Genomic DNA, 16,783 nt, shown 5'->3' with positions numbered 1-16,783 from the left:
ACGCCGGCGTCGTGCAGGCCCGGAAAGCGCTAGATTGCGCGGTTCGGAACGCCTCAGATTTCGAGAGACGAAAGCACTCCGCAGAGTTGCAAGCGTGGGAATCATCGATCGCGCAGCCCGAGCCCTTGGCTACAAGCTAGCCGCCGACGTCGCGATTGCGACCCCGTGGGAAGACTCCGGCGACCAGCTGTACCGAGCCACCCTGGAAGACCTCTACGGGATCGCACGCGGCATCACCATCACCCGCGACCGGGCAATGAAGCTCGCCCCCGTCTCGAAGTCCCGACGGGTGATCGCCGGCACCATCGGCCGAATGACGCTTACCAGCGTGAAAGGCGCGCGGCCGGCCCCGGTGCAGATGTCGCTGCTCGCCCAGCCCGAGCGCGACCGCAGCGCGTCGAACACCCTGACGTGGTTGGTCGATCAGCTGATGTTCTATCCGCGAGCCTGGTGGATCGTTCAGGAGCGCGACTCCTACGGCTGGCCCACCTTCGTCAAGATGCCCGACCGCGGCGAGGTGCAGATCGACAGCGACGGAAAGCTCACGCACGCATTCGGCAAAGAGGTCGCACCGCGTGACGTGATCCAGTTCGACTCGATCGACTCCGGCGCGCTGCACGACGCATCCGAGACGCTGCAACGGGCGATCGCGATCAACCGGGCAGCGGCCCTCGCCGAAGACAACCCGGTGCCCTCCGTCGACCTCCATTGGGACGGCGACAAGATCGACAAGACCGAGGTTGACGATCTCATCGAGCGGTGGGTCACCGCACGCAAGACCCACGGCGTCGGGTTCTCGTCCAAGGGGCTGACCGTGAACGCGCTCGGCATCTACCCCGAGCAGCTGCTGATCGAGGGTCGCAAGGCGATCAACCTCGAAATCGTGCGTCACCTGGGCATCCCGGCCTGGGCCGCTGACGTCGTGCTCGAAGGCTCGTCGCTGCACTACGAGAACCGTGCGTCACGGAACTGGGAACTGATCGACCTGGCGCTCTCGCCCTACATGACGGCGATCACCGACCGGCTCAGCATGCCCGACGTGACCCCGCGCGGGTGGGCCGTCAAGTTCAATACGGACGACCTGACGAAGCCCGATCAGAAGACCCGATTCGAGACGTACAAGCTCGGCACCGACGGCGGGTTCATCACGAACGAATGGATCGCCGAGCAAGAGGGCTGGGACAAAGCCGCCCCCGAGAAGTCAGGAGACACGACCAAATGAACCGCGCCCAACTCGACGCACTGCTCGCCGCCGGCCTCATCGACGAAGCGGCCTACGTGACCGCGATCGTCACCCTCGCCGGCGGCACCGCGCCCGCGCCGGCGATCGACCTGCACGTCATGACGCCGGCCGTGCGTCTCGACGTCGAGTCGGACTCCGAAGGCGCGCCGACCGGCGGCGTGCTGCGCGCCGACACCGTGACCCGCTACGACGAGTTGATCGAGTCGCACAACATGATCATCCACGCCGGCGCGCTCGTGCCCCGACAGCCGCTCGTGAAGAACAAGATCCTCCGCGACCACAACCACGCCGAGCCCGTCGGTTACATGCTCGACGTCGACGACGCCGGTCAAGCCGCATCCTGGCAGATCGCCTCGACCGAGATCGCCCGCGTTCAGCAGGAGTTCGACGAGCACCTGCGCGACGGCCTCAGCGTCGGGCTCACCATTCACGAGTACGAGATCGATGCCGATTGGGTGCTCCACGTCTACAGAGGCGACTGGTACGAGACCAGCCTCTGCGCAATCCCCGCCGTCCAAGAGGCCGGCGTCGCATCCGTTGCCGCCGCTTTGGCAACCGCACGAAAGGAAAACCACACCATGAACCGAGCCCAGCTCGCGGCGGCCCTCGCAGCCGGCCGCATCACCCAGGAGCAGCATGACGCCGCTCTGGCCGCGCTGACCGTCACCGAGACGCTGGCGACCCCGCCGGCCCCCACGGTGCCGGCCGAACTCGCAGCCGGCCCCGCCGACTCGCCGGCCCCCACCGGTCGCGCCCACACCCAGGAGCGCGGCCTCTCGCTCTCCATGGCGGTCGACCGGATCGTCGAAGCTGCGACCACGCCCGGCGCATCCGGCAGCGCGGTCGCTCTGGCGATCGAGCAGATCACCGGCACCAGCGGCAACGCCGACGACGCCGGCGAGGCGTTCACCCGGCCCGAGTGGGTCGGCGAGGTCTGGCAGGCCGAAGCCGAGGGCCGGCCGTGGATCGACTCGCTCGGGCCGGTGAAGCCGCTCACCTCCCAGGAGATCGAGGGCTATGCCTGGGACGAAACCCCGGTGCCCGAGAAGTATGACGGCGATCTGACCGAGGTTCCCTCGAACGGGTTCAGCACCCGCAAGGTCACCGCCGAGCCCGACCGCTGGGCATGGGCCGCGCGGGTCGATCGGATCTTCCGGGATCTCGGCACGCCGGATCTCGCCGCCTCGCTGCTCGGCAAGTGCACGAAGAACTACGAGCGCGTCTCCGACTTCGACGTCGCTGCGAAGGTGCTCGCCGCCGCGACCGTGCCGACCGTCGGTCAGCCCGGCGCGATCGCCACGCCGCACACGAGCGTGCTCGGCGCGGTCGGCGCGATCGCCCGCGACTTCCGCACCATCGGCGCGAAGCTCGATCAGATCTGGCTCGCCGAAGATCTCTTCGAGGCGTGGTCGGAGATGAAGATCGCCGACCTGCCGGCGTGGCTCGCGCTCTCGCTCGGCGTCAGCCTCACCGAGGGCAAGTCGATCGCCGGCAACCTGACGATCGAGGCCGACGCGAAGATGACCAACGGCACGATCGCCGGCTACGACAAGCGGGCCGTGTCGGTCTACGAGAAGGGGCCGATCACCCTCGAAGCCCTGGTGATCCCGAACGGCGGGATCGACATCGGCTGGTTCTCCTACGGCGGCATCCTCGTCAACGACAAGCGCGCGATCGAGAAGCGCTACGTCGACCTGACCGAGCCCGTCGAGGCGTAGCCGGCAGCGGGCCGCGCGGTCTTCCCCTCCGCGCGGCCCGCTTACCACCACCCACCGACACCCAAGAGAAGGCGCAGCATGGCTGACTGGTACACCGCAAACAGCGCGAAGGCCGTCGACAAGAATCTCGCGACTCAGCCCGAGCCGCTGTTCTCGCAGATCGTCGACGTCGCCCGCGAGCAGGTTCTCGAATATGCGCCGGTGCTCGCCGAGGGGGCCGAGATCCCGACCCGCTATGTGCTCGCCCAGCTGATGCAGATCCAAGCGCTCGTGAAGGCGCAGAAGGCCGGCCCCGGCGACGTGACCGGCCCCGACGGTTACACCGTCCGCGTGTTCCCCATGGACTGGAACATTCGCAACGTCATCCGGCCCAAGTCCGCCGGCCCTCAGATCGGCTGACCGTGCCCGACTCCACCCGCAAGCAACTCGCCGACGCGCTGCGCGAGCTACTGCCCGGCACGTGGGAGGTGCACCACTACCCGAAGAGCCTCAACGTCATCGGCGATCTCGCCGACGGCACCGTCGTCGTAGAGCGGCGCACAGTCGCGCCGGCCCCCACGACGGGCAGCTTCGACGAGACGTTCTGGATCTGGGTAGTTACGGGTGTCGACGACGAAGAGCTAGCCGAAGACGCACTAGACGCCGCGCTCGAAGAGGTTCAGGGGGCACTCGCCGAAACCACCTGGTGCACCGTGCCCACTGCCACCCGCGAGATGTACGGCGACCTGCACGCCTACCGCCTCGAAACCGCCATCAAGACAACCAAGGAGTAGAAAGCCATGACCACCAAAGCCCTGAAAGGCCGGCCCCAGAAAGACATTCGCGTCCAGCTGGGCGAGGACAACTGGGAGAAGTCCGTTTCGAACTGCGAGTTCCCCGACCCCGCCGGCACCACGATCCGGTGGCGCGGCGGCACCCCTGACGCTGTGCTCGCCGACACGGCCGCGAGCGAGAACGTCTGCAACCTCACGATCATTCAGGCGTGGGATGACGACGACTCGATGTGCAACTTCATGTTCGAGCACGCCGGCGAAACGGTGGTGCTGAAGTACAAGCCGCACGGCGACATGACGTGGGCGTTTCAGTCCACCGTGACGCTGGTCGCCCCGACCATCGGCGGCGCGGTCAACCAGTACAACGAGTCGACGCTGGCCTGCCCGTGCACGCCGCCGGTCAAGGTCAACGACGACGGCACCCCCGTCCCCCCTGACCCCGAGGACTAACCGACCGTGCTCGACGTCCGACGTTCCCGCGAACTCACGGCCGCGCTGATCTCACTCAAACGCGCGAACCGAGAGATCCGACTCGACATCAATAAAGAGGCGCGCAAGCGACTCAACCCGGTGTGGTCGGAAGCCCTTCGCGGGCACGTCGAGACGCGCATGGAAGAGCGCGTGATCGCCAAGGGTTCTCGAGTCCAAGTCGGCGTGAGGCAAGTCTCGCTCCGCGCGGCGACGTCGAACAGGCCACTACGCGGCGGGTTCGTCCCGTCGTCCGACTGGCCGTCGGTCGAACTGGGCGCACGAGTCCGCAAGCGCACCTTTGAAACCACCTCGCGGCGCGGCAAGAGATTCACCGTGACCCGCACCGTCAACACCCAGTTCCGCCCCCGTCAGAAGCAAGGCCGCGTGGCCTTCGCGGCCGCATCGGTCACCGGCCGCCGGCTGGTCGCTATGTGGGTGGAAACCATCGTCGATCTCTACCGAGACGCATTCACAGGGAAGAGCAACTAGTGGCGATCTCTATCGACTTTCTCGCGAACGTGCGCGACGTGCTGCGCGGCGGCGAGCAGGTCGAAGCCACCTTCGAGGCCGTGGCAGACTCGCTCGACGATCTCGCCCAGGACGGCCGCACCGCCGGCGATAAGGTCGCCTCTGCCCTCGACACTGCCGCCGACGCCGCCGACGATCTCGGCAAGGCCGGCGACAAAGCCGGCGACCGCCTCGCCGACGGGATCGACGACGGGGCGCGTGATGCGCGATCGAGCGTCGACCGGCTCGAAGCCAGCTTCAAAGACATGGCCGACAATGTGCGCCGGGACACCAGCACCGCCGGCGACGCGATCGACCAGAACATCGGCCGCGGAACCCGTGGCGCGAAACGGTCGATCGACGAGTTCAAAGACGAGAGCGTCTCGACCGCCAAGGAATCGGCGGCAAGCTTCGACGGGTCGGCCGACAGTATCGTCGATGCCTTCCAAGAGGTGGCCGCGAACGCCTTCGCCGGATTCGGCGGGGCCGGCCTGGTCGCCGGCCTAGGGATCGCCGCCGGTATCGGCATCGGATCGAAGGCGATTCAGGATGTGATCGCCGGCGACGAACTCATGAAGGAGCGAGTTCGGGAACTCGGGCAGGAGTACATCGACACCGGAAAGATCAGCGGCGTCTCGCTCGACTTCCTGGTCGACAAGCTGAAAGAACTCGCGACCAACACCGAAGACGGCACAGTCAAACTCGCCGACCTGCAAGACCAAGCCGGCGTCACCGGCAGCGACTTCCGGAAGCTCGCTCAGGCTTACGCCGGCAGCACCGACGAACTCGACGACCTGGTGCGCACCGAGAAGGCGCACCTCGACCAGCTGCGCGCGGAAGCCGACGCGATCGACACCACCTCGTCGACGGCCTACGGCAACGCTCTGCGCCGAGCCGACGCCCAACAGATGATCGTCGACCAGCTCGAAAAGACCCAGAGCGCCGCCAATGACGCCGCCGCCAGCGAAGCCGCCTACCTCGCCGCCGGCGGCGCAGCCATGGAGACACGCGCCGCCGCCGTCGACACCTACCAATCGGCGATCGACGAAAGCGTCGGATCGTTCGACAACTTCAAGAACGCCGAGACGAACGCGCTCGATCCCGCCGGCTACCTCGCATCGATCCAAGCCCGCATCGACGCGACCGCCAATTTCAACACGAACGTCGCCGACCTCGCGACCCGGTTCGGTCTCACCGACGCCGAGATCCAAGCCGTCCTAGATCAGGGCATCGACTTCGCACCCATGCTTCAGAGCATCAAAGACAGCGGCCTCGAAGGCGAGTTCGTCGCCAAGCTGCAAGCCGCCGTCGGGGGCGGTCAGGCCGTGCTCGACGGCACCGACCTGTCAGCCACGGCCGAGGTCGACGCGAACACCGACAAGGCCACGAACGCGGCCGAGATCTTTACATCGACGAAACGCGAAACCACCATCACCGCGAAGGCCGACACCGCGACCGCTGAGTCGCAGATCCGCGCCGCCGCAGCCGGCGACTACCGGGCAACCGTGCGCGTCGACGCTGACCTCTCCGACGCCGACGCGGCCGTCGACGCATGGCTGCGCCGGCGCCGCACGATCACGGTCACGGCGAACGTCGTCGACCGGAACGGGAGCCCTGTCGAATGATCACCATCACCTACGCCGAAGACGTCATCCTGCGCCCCGACCTCGTGCTCGGCTACGAGTGGGAGCACGAGAGCCGGAACGTCATTCACCCGGTCATCGCGAACCCACTGCCGGCCGTCACGCTGCGCCCCGCCGGCGCACGAAAGGGCACGCTCCAACTGTTCTTCATGGAAGAGGCCGCAGCGCTTGCCGCCGCCGACGCTCACCGCGCCGCCGAGGTGTTCACCTACGCCGACACCGAGCGGCCGGCGCTCACGATGCGATACGTCGTCGACGGCCGTATCGGCGTCACCCTGGACGACAAGACGCTGACCCGCTGGATCGTCGCCGTCGACTATCGCCAGGTGGCCGGGGTGGTGGTGCCGCTGTGATCATCGGCGGAACTGAGATCACCTCGCACACCCTCGACGCGGTGCTGCTCGGCGACCAGCCCGTCGACCTCAGCCCGACCTCAGCGACGATCACTCTCGACGAAGGCTGGTCGCCCTACGGTCAGATCACGCTCGTCTGCCCGTTCGCCGCCGGCCTCGCCGAGATCGACCCGGCCGACACCTGGTACGTCTCCGTCAAACTCACCCAGACTTACGGCCGGCTACTGACGATCGGCGACATGTCGCGTCGGTGGTTCGGTCAGACGCTCCGTGCGCTCTCCGAGAAGTTCCGCACACCGGGAGTCGGCGGGACATGGTTCGGCACCGTCGACCGCTTCTCGCGCAGCGCGTTCTCGTCCTGGTCGAATCCCGGCGACGCCTACCAGTCGACCTCTCGGGACTTCCCCGAGATGATGCTGCGTGCACGCGCGATCGACCACGTGGCCGGCACCGTCACCCTGACGCTCGCGACCCTCGACGTCAAGCTGCACGACTGGACACACACGTCCGATACCAACCCCGAACTGTTTCCGCCGGCCGACGTCGACCGCGTGCACGAACTCGTGGCGTGGGTGCTCGACTACATCGACGCCGAACTCGACGACGTGCCCGGCGGTGCGCTGTTCCCGACCTTCGACCGCGACGCGAACCCCTGGCGCACCGGCACGACCGCGTGGGAATACCTCACCCCCATTCTGCAGAGAGCCGACCTCCGGCTGTGGTGTGACGAAGCCGGCCTGTGGCACCTCCGCACCGACCAGCCGACCCCGGCCGACACCGTGGAACTGTCCGCCGAGCGCACCATCACGGAAGCGACCGACACGATCGATCTCGACCGCAGCGTCGTCGAGTCGGTGCTGGTCACCTACCAATGGACCGACAGCGCCGGCGTCAACCACACCGCCTACGACGTCGACCAGGTGCCCGGTGCTAGCCGCCTGCCCTACGTCGTCACCTACAACCGGCCGTTCCCCGGCAAGGGGGCGGCCGCGCGCATCCTCAAATCGAAACTTGCTCGCCGCCGGCTCGTGCCCGTCTCGGCAGTTTCCGACTACCGGCTCGAACCCGGCGCACCGATCACGCTCGACCTTCCCGAAACCCCAACCCTCGCCGGCGTCGTGTCGTCCGTCACCTGGCGATTCCCCGACGACGAGATGAACGTGGCGACGCGCGACGTCGCCCTGATCTGAGAGAGAAGAACGATGACAACCGGTCCCGGCCACTACGACGACGACGGCGCTTACGTCTACGGCGAAAGCGACCTGTTCGCCCCTGACGGTCAGTTCTCCGAACTGCTGAACAAGGGTCTGCAATCAATGAAAGGTGTGGTGCGCAACGTGACAATCCAGACGATCTCCGACGATCCGAGCATCGTCGAAGCCGCCGCCGAACTCGCTCAGGACGACGCCGGCCTCGTGCGTGCCGAGCGGCCGGCGGGCCGGCTGATCGGCTTTGTCGACCCGCTCGGGTTCGCGACGTTCATGGTCGCCGATCTCGACGACGACGGCGGCCCGATCCCGAGCGCCGCCGATCTGATTTTCAGTCGCGCCACCCTCGACCGTCTGCCCCTCGAAACCCGCACGGCGATCGCCGCCGACGTCGGCGATCGGCTCGGCGTGACCATCACTCCGAAGATGGCCGGCGTGCACGCACCCGTCGTCGACGAATCCGGCCGGATGCTGTTCACGTCGACGGCGGACGACGGGGGAATGCTCCCCTTCTGGATCGACTGGCACCGCCAGAAGTTCGCCGAGGCGCAGGGATGGATCACTGTCGACCAACTCGCCGACGACGTGCTCACGTCGTTCTCGACCCCCGGATACGTCACGGAAACGACGGGGGGATCCCCCAATCGTGCGATCTACGCGACGGCCCGCGCGACGGCCGATCGCCGGCTGATCGCGAACACCGACGACCCTCACAACCCCGAGATGACTTCTGACGGCTGGGTGCTGTTCGATGCCGCCGGCGAACGCCGCGCACGGAAGGCTGACGGGACCGGCGACGTCGTGCCCGCGGTCACCCGGCTCGACTCGCTCTCGTCGTGGGGCGACTCGCTGACGGCCGTCTATACAGGGATCGGCATCGACGACACCGAGACGTTCACCTACCTACTCGCGCAGCAGCTCGGGCTCGGCGCGAACTACTACAACGGCGGTCGCGGTGGGCAGCACATGGAAGAGATCGCCACCCGCGCCGGCGGAATCGTCCTGAAGCTCTCCGCCGGCATCACCGTGCCCGCGACCACCACGTCGGTCGCCGTCGTGCCCGATCGGATCATCAACGCCTACATCACGGCTTCCCAGGGCTGGGACATGACGTGCACCCTCGACGGTATCGCCGGCACCCTCACCCGCACGCCGAATACCAACAACTACACGTTCAAGCGGACGACCGTCGGCGCGGCCGTCGACGTGCCGGCCGGCACCCCTTTCCGCAGCGTCGAGGGCGAAGGCCGCAAGTCGTCGCTTCAGATCGTCGGCGGCGGCATGAACGATCTCCTGCACAACACCGACTCGAGCGCCGTTCTCACTCAGCGGGTGATCGACGCGACCCTCGCGATCTACGAGCACCACGCCGCCTATGCCAAGCGGGTGCTGTTCATCGGCACGATCACGCGCACGGACTGGGGAGTTGGCACCGGCGGTTACCAGCGGGTGCAGACGATCAACGACGGCATTCAAGAGGCGGTCGGCGATCTGTTCGTTCCGGTGCGAGATCTCCTGATCGCGAACGCGCCGGCGATCATGGCCGCCCAGGGCATCACGCCCACGGCCGACGATCTCGCGAAGCTCGCCGCTGACACGCTCCCGCCCTCGATCATGGCCGACGCGACTCATTACAAAGACTTCGTGCACGCCGCGATCGAGTCCTACCTCTACGCCCGAATCACTCAGAAAGGTTGGACCGCCTAATGGTCGACACGTCACTACTCATCACCACGCCGGGCAAGATCTCGAACCCGGCCGGCCCGCCCATCTACGTCCCGCCCTACCCGGTCGACACTCAGCCCGTCGCCCGCTACTCGACCGTCTACTCGACCGCCGACGTCGCCGAGGCGGTGGCCTCGCTGATCGACCTGGCCGGCGGCGCGCCGCTCGCCGCCGCCTCTCCGAAACAGCCCGTCGTCGCGATCGTCGACGACGTGCCGGTGCTCACCTTCGACGGGGTGGATGACCAGCTGCGCGCCGTCTACGCGCTCGACGGGGCGCACGCACTGACGTTCGCTCTCGCCGTGAACATCATCGCCGTGGCCGCGAACAAGGTGATCGTCGACGTCGGCGGTCGCCGGCTGTTCCTGAACGCCTCGAATCAGTTCTCGCTGTTCCTGACCGGCGGCGGTGCCGGTGGCGTTGCCGGCGTGACCGGCTGGCACTTCTTCGCCGGCCGCTTCAGTGCGACCGCGACGGCGCTTTTCGTCGACGGCAACAAGTACCCCGGCGCATCCGCCGGCACCGCCACCGGAGCGGGCACGACGAATCTCGGCGCGCTCTCGTCGGCGACCGCGACGAACATGCAGTTCGCCGAGCTCGCCGTCTTCGAGTCGGAACTCACCGACGCCGACGTCGCCGCCGTGCGCGCTGACATGCGCGCCCGCTTCCCCTTCCTGCCCTAGCCACCCGCAAAGGAGTCACCGTGCAAACTATCGATCCATTCCCCGGCCACTACGACGCATCCGACCCGTTCGGGAACGCCGACCCGCCGCGCCAGTACGGCCACACCGGCTCGGACTGGGGCAACGGCATCGGCGGCGAGTCCATCCCGGCGATCGCCGCCGGCGTGGTCGTCTTCGCCGGCTGGGAGCCCACCGGCGGCAACGGCTACTGCGTGTGCATCGACATGGGCAACGGCCTGTATTGGGCCGGCCTCCATCAGGCGCAGCAGCCGTTCGTCGACGTCGGCGAGCATGTGGCGCTGGGCGAGCACGTGGGCGTCGTAGGCGGCACCGGAAGCAACGCCCGAGGTCCGCACCTGCACGTGACCATCAGCGACAGCCCACGGGCTTACCAGGGGCTCGGCAACAAGGTCGACCCCTGGGAGTACATCCAGCAGCACCTCACCACCACCGCGGGCGACGGTTTCTCGCCCATCGATCAAGTCATCAAGAAGATGGAGGCTCAAATGCCCGTTGCAATCACCGAAGACAAGCCCGGCGGTTCGCCCTGGATTCTCGTGTTCCCCGGCGGCGAGTACGCCGTCAGCGGGGCCGAGGGGCAGGATGCCGACGGCGTGGGGCCGGCCGACCGGAACACCGGCGCTGTGATCGAAAAGGTCTGGGGGCCGGTGGTCAAGCTCAACGGCACCGACGTTCGCACCGTGCTCGCGCTCAACGCCAAGATGACCGAGGTCGCGAAAGCACGCCTCCGCGCGTGAGCGAGGGAGTGATCATCGCACTGATCGCCGCCGGGCCGGGCATGGTCACGTCGGCGATCGGTGTGGTGTCGCTCGTCAAGGTGCGCCGCATCCGCCAGGACACGGCCGCGACTCGCGACCAGGTGGAGAACAACCACGAAACCAACATGCGCGAAGAGGCCGACGAGCGCCACGAAGAGAACGCCGGCCTGCTCCGCCAGCTCGTGACCACGGTCAACGGTGTTGTGCGCGACCTAGGCGGCATCCGCGCCGAGATCCGCGGCCTCCGCGACGACGACGCCGACCAGCGCGACCGTCTCCACGATCTCGAAATCACCCAACCCAAGACCCAACCCAGGAAAGGCAGACACGCATGAATGACACCATCCCCGGCCCCGACCACGCGGCCGCAGTCGACACCACGGCGGCAAAGGCGATCGTCGGCGCATCGATCGCAATCGTCGGCTCTGGCGTGACCACGGCCGTCGCACTCGTCACCGAGGGAACCGGCTGGTTCATCGGCCTGACGATCGCGTCGGCCATGCTCACCACCGCCGGCACGTTCTTTGGCATCTACCAGACGACGAACAAGCCGAAGGGCTAGATCACCAGATCGACATAGCGTCGTGCACCGTGCAGTGCTCACCCGGGTGGGTGTTGCACGTGCACGCGCGCTCGTCCTCTTCGCGCCGCAGCCGATCGCGTGTCTCGCGGTCGACCTTGGGCCGCGCGATCAGCAGCCGCACGAAGCTAACGGCCACGAGCGCGAGGCCGGCTATGCCCAGGATCACGAGAAGGTTCATGAGGCGACCATAGCCGACCGCGCGCCGGCCATGCTAGGCCGCCGCAGCCGCTAGGACTGCGTTGCGCAGCTTCGAGCGCTTGACCTGGGTGTAGATCTCCGTCGTCGCGCTCGAAGCATGCCCGAGGAATTCCTGAGTCACCCGGATATCGCCGCCGGCGGCTTCGTGCACCTTCGTCGCGGCCGTGTGCCGCAGCATGTGGGCCGTGACGTCTGCCGGCAGCGCTCGTGACAGCAGCTTCGAGATATAGCCCGACGACAGGTGCCCGTCGAAGCGGCCGGGAAAGGCGTAGCCTTCGCCTCGCTTGCGCAGCAGCACGAGCACGTCAGGCGGCACGTCGACGTCGCGCTCACGCCGGCCCTTGCCATGTACGTGCAGCAGCCAGTCGCCGAAGAGATCCTGATGCAGATCGCGGGAGTGCACGCGGGAGATCTCGATGCACCGTAGCCCCATCTTGTGCCCTAGCTCGATCATCAATCGCTCGCGCTCGTCAGCGCCGGCGAGCCCGAAGTCGATTGCGAACTGATCGGCCGGCCGAGCGCGCCCAATGTCGGCCGGCGCCGGCGGCGTCAGCGCGGCCGGGTTGAACGTCATCCGGCCCGAGTTGTACGCCCACCCGTAGAAGCTCCGCAGAGCGTTTCGCATGCCCCGGCGGGTGTTGTTCGACCAGTCGCGGATGTTGGGCCGGCCCTTGCCGGCGAGGTAGTCGACGAGCAGATCTGTTGTCGCATCGAACGGATCGATACCCACATCGATCGCGTATCGGCGCAGCTGGTAGCTCCGCAGGTAGAGAGTTGAATCAGGACGGTTGGACGCCCGGAGCCACGATAGAAAGTCCCCCAAGGGAACTACCCACGACCCCGGCGTATGTAGTTCGGTTTTCACCCCCGACGATATCAAGCCGTTGACCCCTCGCCGGCCCATCTCACGCCGCCAAACGAAGCGGCCTATAATCGTCCAAAGCTCTTAAGCAGTGGGTTCAGGGTTCAAGTCCCTGGGGGTGCACCACGACGAGAAGGCCCTCGGTCCCAGCACATGTGCGGGATCGAGGGCCTTCTTGCATTCATCCGCTCTGGTGCCTCTGGCGCTAGGAGCCGTGCGCCGGATTCCGGCATCCGCACGGAAGCGGCGTCAACCCTGACGGATCGCTTGAGTAGTCGCGAACCTGGCATTCAGCCGGACGGGGCTTCAGTCGGAGGACGCGTCGCCACATCGACGGGCGGCGGGGCCTGATCAGGGCGGGATGAAGACATTCTTCGCACACCGGGCTCTGACCGCCTGCGCGCGTGCTCAGATCAGGAAGCCCGGGTCCGGCTTCGACGTTCGACATTGTGCGGCACTCCCCGCTGGGGCGCATCGGGGCGTGCGCCTCCCTCGACGATAGCCACCGGTAGACAGTTGTAGACAGTCCCCGATCGAGGGGAACGCCACGAGCTCACCGCTCGAAGCCCGGGCGGCGTCGACCGCGGGTTCAGAGCGCCGGGTCGCGCGTGTCCTCGTCTTCGGGATGCGGGGCCGGCGCGCGGCGGTCGGCGGACGCCGCGACGGTGACGATCGCACCGACGGCGGCGCAGCCGAACGCGATCAAGGCGATCCACGACGTCAGGCTGTCCAGCGTGGCGTCGTCGGCCCCGTCAGGCGTCGCTCCCACGATGGCGGGCGCCACGATCGCGAGCACCACGTCGAGCAGGAACAGCACCGCGCCGATCACGTACGCCAGACGGAGCGCGAGCACGAGGTGGGCCAGACGCGGGTTCACCCTTCCACGCTAGTGCGTGCGGTCGCCCGGGCGCGAGGCAGCAGCGCCGGGCCACCGATGCCGCCGCGCAGGTGGTCCGGTGGGGACTACGTAGATATTGCCCGCGGACTACGTAATCCGGCGCGCATCCGTCAATTTTTCCGTCGAAAGTGAGTAAAACCTACTCATGCCGTTTCGACCAGGCGGCCCCGTTCTCGCCCGAAATGCCGCGACGAAGCCGACGCCGCATGAAGAGAAAGTGTTCGAATCATGACACAGCACAAAAACCCCGCTCTGCTCTCCGATGGCCGCCGCCTGCGTGGTCGCGATCGCGCGTTCAAGCAGGCGCTTGCCGCCCTGGAGCGCCGCGAACCGCGGGCCGTCGTCGTCTGCGGCCACGCCGGTGTGGGCCGCACCGCCTTCCTCGACGCCCTGGTGGGCGCCCTCGATCCCGCACGAGTGGTGCATCGCGTGCGGGGCAACGCCGACCTCTCCGGTGTTCCGCTCGGTGCTCTGGCGCCGATTCTCGCGACACTGCCGGGTGGTCCTGACGGCTCCGCCATGGTCGGGTTCCACCGCGCCGTCAACTGCGCCGAAGTGGTGCTCGTGGTCGATGACGTCGAGTTGCTCGACCCCGCCAGCGTCGGCGTCCTGGAGCAGGTCGCGAACGCCGGCGTCGCCTCCCTCGTCGTGGCGCGATCCGCCCGGGCAGCGGCCGATCGCCTGGGGTCAACGGCCCTCAACCTCGCTCGAGAGGCCTCCCTGCTCATCGAGCTGCGCCCGCTGAGCGTGGCCGATGGCTGCGCGGTGGTGAAAGACCTCCTCGGCCCGAGCGTCGGCGCCGCCGCGGCCGAAGAGATGGTGCGCCTGTCCGCGGGGAGCACGCGCCTGCTCGCCGAGTTGATCGAGGCATCCGTCGGCGCGTGCGACCTCGCCGACGATCAGGGGGCGTGGCGGGAGAGCTGGCCGCACGTCTCCGACGGCGTCATCGGCGCACTGCCCGCGAACCCGCTGCTCGCCCTGCCACTCGTGCTCGACCTGCTCACGGTGCTGGCGGTGGCCGGCGAGCTGCCGGTCGAGCAGGCCGGTACGTCGGGCATCTCCGAGACCGGCACGCAGCAGGCCGAGGCGGCCGGGTTCGTGACCACGCGCCGGCGCGACGGTCGCGTCTGGGCGGAGCTCGCGCATCCGCTCTACCGGCCGGTGCTGCTCACGACCGTCTCGGAGTTCGCGCGCACCGGGTTCTGTGCGGCCGGCGTCGACATGCTCGACGGCTACCCGGAACACCGCGTGCGCCGCGCTCTGCTGCAGCTGAACGCCGGCCAGCCCGTGGCGCCCCGGGTGCTCATCGACCTGGCCCGGCGGGAGTTGCGGGAGCGGCGCTACACGACCGCCATCACCCTCGGTGAGCACGCGGCCGAATCGGCGGGCCGGGATGCAGAACTCCGCGCCGCCGGTGAGTACGTGCAGGCGCAGGCCCTGTCGCAGATCGGCCGGAGCCGCGAGGCCTCTGAGCACTTCGCCGCGGCCTGGACTGCCGTGAACAGCGCGGGCGACGCAGCCGACCGCGGGTTCATGGCCGCCCTCGCCCAGGCTGAGGGCAACCATCTGGCCTTCCGCGAACTGCAGCCTCAGGTGGCGGTGTCTCGCGTCGAGTCGGTGTTGCATCGGCTGGCCGACGACGACCGGGCGTCGGTGGAGGCCGACTTGGCGAAGTGGCGCCTGATGTCCGGTCAGGGAGTCCCGGTGGGTGTCGAGCAACTCGCCCTGGTCGGCCCGGTCGAGACACCGGGCGACCTCAACCTGCTCATCATGATCGCCACGCTGCAGACGATGGGCGGCAACCTCACCCTCGCCGGCGAGGCGGTGCAGCGGGGGCTGGCCGAGTGCGATCGTTTTCGCGACACGCTCCCGAACGCACGCGACCTGCTCGAGTTCTCGGAGGTGCTCGTGCTCTCCTTCACCAGCAGGTTCACGGATGCGCGGAGCGCGGCCCGCCGCAACCTCGCCCGCGCCGAGAAGGACAACCCGAGCGCTCGGGGCATCTGGAAGCTGGTGCTCGCGATCATCGAGTTGCACGCGGGGTCGCCTGCCCGCGCCTGGAAGCTCGTCACCGAAGGGCGACGCGATCTGGTGTGGCGCGACATTGCGGGGCTCCTGCCGACGGCCGACGCTCTGTCGGCCGCAGTCGCCGCGCGCACCGGGCGATTCGCGATCGCGCGCAGCTGGCTCGACCAGCTGACCAGTGCCGAGATCGTCGATCCGAAGGTCGAGCTGTACGCGTCGCTCGCCCGGGCGTGGGTCTCCGCGGCGTCGGGCCGGCCCGGCTTCGCCATCCGGAGTCTGAGCCCGGCGCTGCACAAGGCCGTCGACGCGGGGCACCTCTACCTGGCCGCCATGGTCGCGTACGAGGCGGTGCGCATCGAGCCAGTCGTCGGCGCGACGGTGATGCTCCCGCACCTGCTCGCGGCGCGGCACGCCTTCCCGCTCGCCGAGTCGCACGCGCGCGCCGTGATCGCCCGCTACGACGTGCTGCCCATCGCCAAGGAGCTCGCCGAGGCGGGCCTCCTCGGCCCGGCGATCGACGCCGCGCTGTGGGTGGCCGAGCACTCCGGAGGCGATCTGGTGCGGGCATCCCGAGCCCACCGCCTGGCCGACTCCTGGACGGTGCGGGCCGGCGTCGCGATGACCAGCCGCCGAGCGCGGCAGTCGCGGGTGACTCCGCTCACCGACCGCGAATGGCAGCTGGCCTCGGGCGCCGCGGCGCACCGCACGAGCGCCGAGCTGGCGGCCGAGTTCGGCATCTCGGTGCGCACCGTCGACAACCATCTCGCGCGCATCTACAAGAAGCTCGGAATCACCGGGCGCCGCGAGCTCGCGGCCGAGCTGAGCGAGCTCCGGCTCGACGGCGCCTACGCCGAGCATCCCGTCTCCCTCGCCCCCGGCGCCGTGAACAAGTAGAAATTACTCACGCCAGGGTGGCGGATGCGTGCCTGAGAATAGACCTCGGCGTAAGCCAGATCATCCGAACGCGGGGCACAGTTCTGTGTGCCCGAGGTTCACTCGTCAGTTCCTCGCCGGCGGTGCACCGCGTGATGATCCAGGAACAGGGGCGGCCTTCGGGTGGTCGTCCCTGTTCCGCTTTCCCTCCTACCGTGTCTCGTCGTCACGCTGGGCTACT

18 protein-coding genes are annotated in these 16,783 nt (G+C 68.0%); 15 read left to right on the top strand and 3 right to left on the bottom strand.

From position 1 onward, the window contains the following. Positions 1-94: 94 nt before the first annotated feature. From AC3WLB_RS11165 to AC3WLB_RS11100, 14 genes are all read left to right on the top strand, one after another. Positions 95-1,222, top strand: a complete 1,128-nt coding sequence (locus AC3WLB_RS11165; RefSeq protein ID WP_492505936.1) for a phage portal protein — start codon at positions 95-97, stop codon at positions 1,220-1,222. Continuing rightward, positions 1,219-2,961, top strand: coding sequence for an HK97 family phage prohead protease (locus AC3WLB_RS11160; RefSeq protein WP_492505934.1), 1,743 nt, complete (start codon positions 1,219-1,221; stop codon positions 2,959-2,961). The genes AC3WLB_RS11165 and AC3WLB_RS11160 overlap by 4 nt, the downstream gene beginning before the upstream one ends. Positions 2,962-3,039: 78 nt before the next feature. Then, entirely contained in the window at positions 3,040-3,360 is a 321-nt protein-coding gene (locus AC3WLB_RS11155; RefSeq protein WP_492505932.1) for a hypothetical protein, read from the top strand. 2 nt (positions 3,361-3,362) lie between these two features. Further along, the gene (locus AC3WLB_RS11150) at positions 3,363-3,734 is read left to right on the top strand and encodes a hypothetical protein (RefSeq protein WP_492505930.1); all 372 of its coding nucleotides are present in this window, start codon (positions 3,363-3,365) and stop codon (positions 3,732-3,734) included. A 6-nt stretch (positions 3,735-3,740) separates the two neighbouring features. Beyond that, positions 3,741-4,184 carry a hypothetical protein gene (locus tag AC3WLB_RS11145; RefSeq protein ID WP_492505928.1) on the top strand — a complete coding sequence of 148 codons (444 nt, stop codon included), beginning with the start codon at positions 3,741-3,743 and terminating at the stop codon, positions 4,182-4,184. A gap of 6 nt (positions 4,185-4,190) precedes the next feature. Beyond that, the gene (locus AC3WLB_RS11140; RefSeq protein WP_492505926.1) at positions 4,191-4,694 is read left to right on the top strand and encodes a hypothetical protein; all 504 of its coding nucleotides are present in this window, start codon (positions 4,191-4,193) and stop codon (positions 4,692-4,694) included. Then, on the top strand, positions 4,694-6,337 hold the full coding sequence (locus AC3WLB_RS11135) for a hypothetical protein (RefSeq protein WP_492505924.1): 1,644 nt from the start codon (positions 4,694-4,696) through the stop codon (positions 6,335-6,337). Before AC3WLB_RS11140 ends, AC3WLB_RS11135 begins: the two co-directional genes overlap by 1 nt. Next, entirely contained in the window at positions 6,334-6,708 is a 375-nt protein-coding gene (locus AC3WLB_RS11130; RefSeq protein WP_492505922.1) for a hypothetical protein, read from the top strand. Before AC3WLB_RS11135 ends, AC3WLB_RS11130 begins: the two co-directional genes overlap by 4 nt. Next, on the top strand, positions 6,705-7,898 hold the full coding sequence (locus tag AC3WLB_RS11125; RefSeq protein ID WP_492505920.1) for a hypothetical protein: 1,194 nt from the start codon (positions 6,705-6,707) through the stop codon (positions 7,896-7,898). Before AC3WLB_RS11130 ends, AC3WLB_RS11125 begins: the two co-directional genes overlap by 4 nt. A gap of 12 nt (positions 7,899-7,910) precedes the next feature. Further along, positions 7,911-9,623 carry a hypothetical protein gene (locus AC3WLB_RS11120; RefSeq protein ID WP_492505918.1) on the top strand — a complete coding sequence of 571 codons (1,713 nt, stop codon included), beginning with the start codon at positions 7,911-7,913 and terminating at the stop codon, positions 9,621-9,623. After that, positions 9,623-10,324 (top strand): LamG-like jellyroll fold domain-containing protein, encoded by a 702-nt coding sequence (locus AC3WLB_RS11115; RefSeq protein WP_492505916.1) that lies wholly within the window; start codon positions 9,623-9,625, stop codon positions 10,322-10,324. The genes AC3WLB_RS11120 and AC3WLB_RS11115 overlap by 1 nt, the downstream gene beginning before the upstream one ends. A 20-nt stretch (positions 10,325-10,344) precedes the next feature. Beyond that, positions 10,345-11,082 carry a M23 family metallopeptidase gene (locus tag AC3WLB_RS11110; RefSeq protein ID WP_492505914.1) on the top strand — a complete coding sequence of 246 codons (738 nt, stop codon included), beginning with the start codon at positions 10,345-10,347 and terminating at the stop codon, positions 11,080-11,082. A gap of 8 nt (positions 11,083-11,090) precedes the next feature. Further along, positions 11,091-11,438: a hypothetical protein gene (locus AC3WLB_RS11105; RefSeq protein ID WP_492505912.1), complete on the top strand. Its 348-nt coding sequence runs from the start codon at positions 11,091-11,093 to the stop codon at positions 11,436-11,438. Next, positions 11,435-11,665, top strand: coding sequence for a hypothetical protein (locus AC3WLB_RS11100; protein WP_492505910.1), 231 nt, complete (start codon positions 11,435-11,437; stop codon positions 11,663-11,665). The genes AC3WLB_RS11105 and AC3WLB_RS11100 overlap by 4 nt, the downstream gene beginning before the upstream one ends. Position 11,666: 1 nt before the next feature. On the opposite strand, the gene AC3WLB_RS11095 is transcribed toward AC3WLB_RS11100, so the two are convergent. The 3 genes from AC3WLB_RS11095 to AC3WLB_RS11085 form a co-directional block, all read right to left on the bottom strand. Further along, the gene (locus AC3WLB_RS11095) at positions 11,667-11,864 is read right to left on the bottom strand and encodes a hypothetical protein (protein WP_492505908.1); all 198 of its coding nucleotides are present in this window, start codon (positions 11,862-11,864) and stop codon (positions 11,667-11,669) included. A 33-nt stretch (positions 11,865-11,897) separates the two neighbouring features. After that, positions 11,898-12,614: a tyrosine-type recombinase/integrase gene (locus AC3WLB_RS11090; RefSeq protein WP_492505906.1), complete on the bottom strand. Its 717-nt coding sequence runs from the start codon at positions 12,612-12,614 to the stop codon at positions 11,898-11,900. Between the two features lie 721 nt (positions 12,615-13,335). Beyond that, positions 13,336-13,623, bottom strand: coding sequence for a hypothetical protein (locus AC3WLB_RS11085; RefSeq protein WP_492505904.1), 288 nt, complete (start codon positions 13,621-13,623; stop codon positions 13,336-13,338). Positions 13,624-13,872: 249 nt separating this feature from the next. Between AC3WLB_RS11085 and AC3WLB_RS11080 the strand changes: the two genes are divergently transcribed. Beyond that, the gene (locus tag AC3WLB_RS11080; RefSeq protein ID WP_492505902.1) at positions 13,873-16,563 is read left to right on the top strand and encodes a helix-turn-helix transcriptional regulator; all 2,691 of its coding nucleotides are present in this window, start codon (positions 13,873-13,875) and stop codon (positions 16,561-16,563) included. The last annotated feature ends 220 nt before the right edge of the window (positions 16,564-16,783 follow it).

It is taken from the genome of Herbiconiux sp. FW305-C-125 (assembly GCF_058783455.1).
This window is presented reverse-complemented; position numbering and strand designations above follow the sequence as displayed.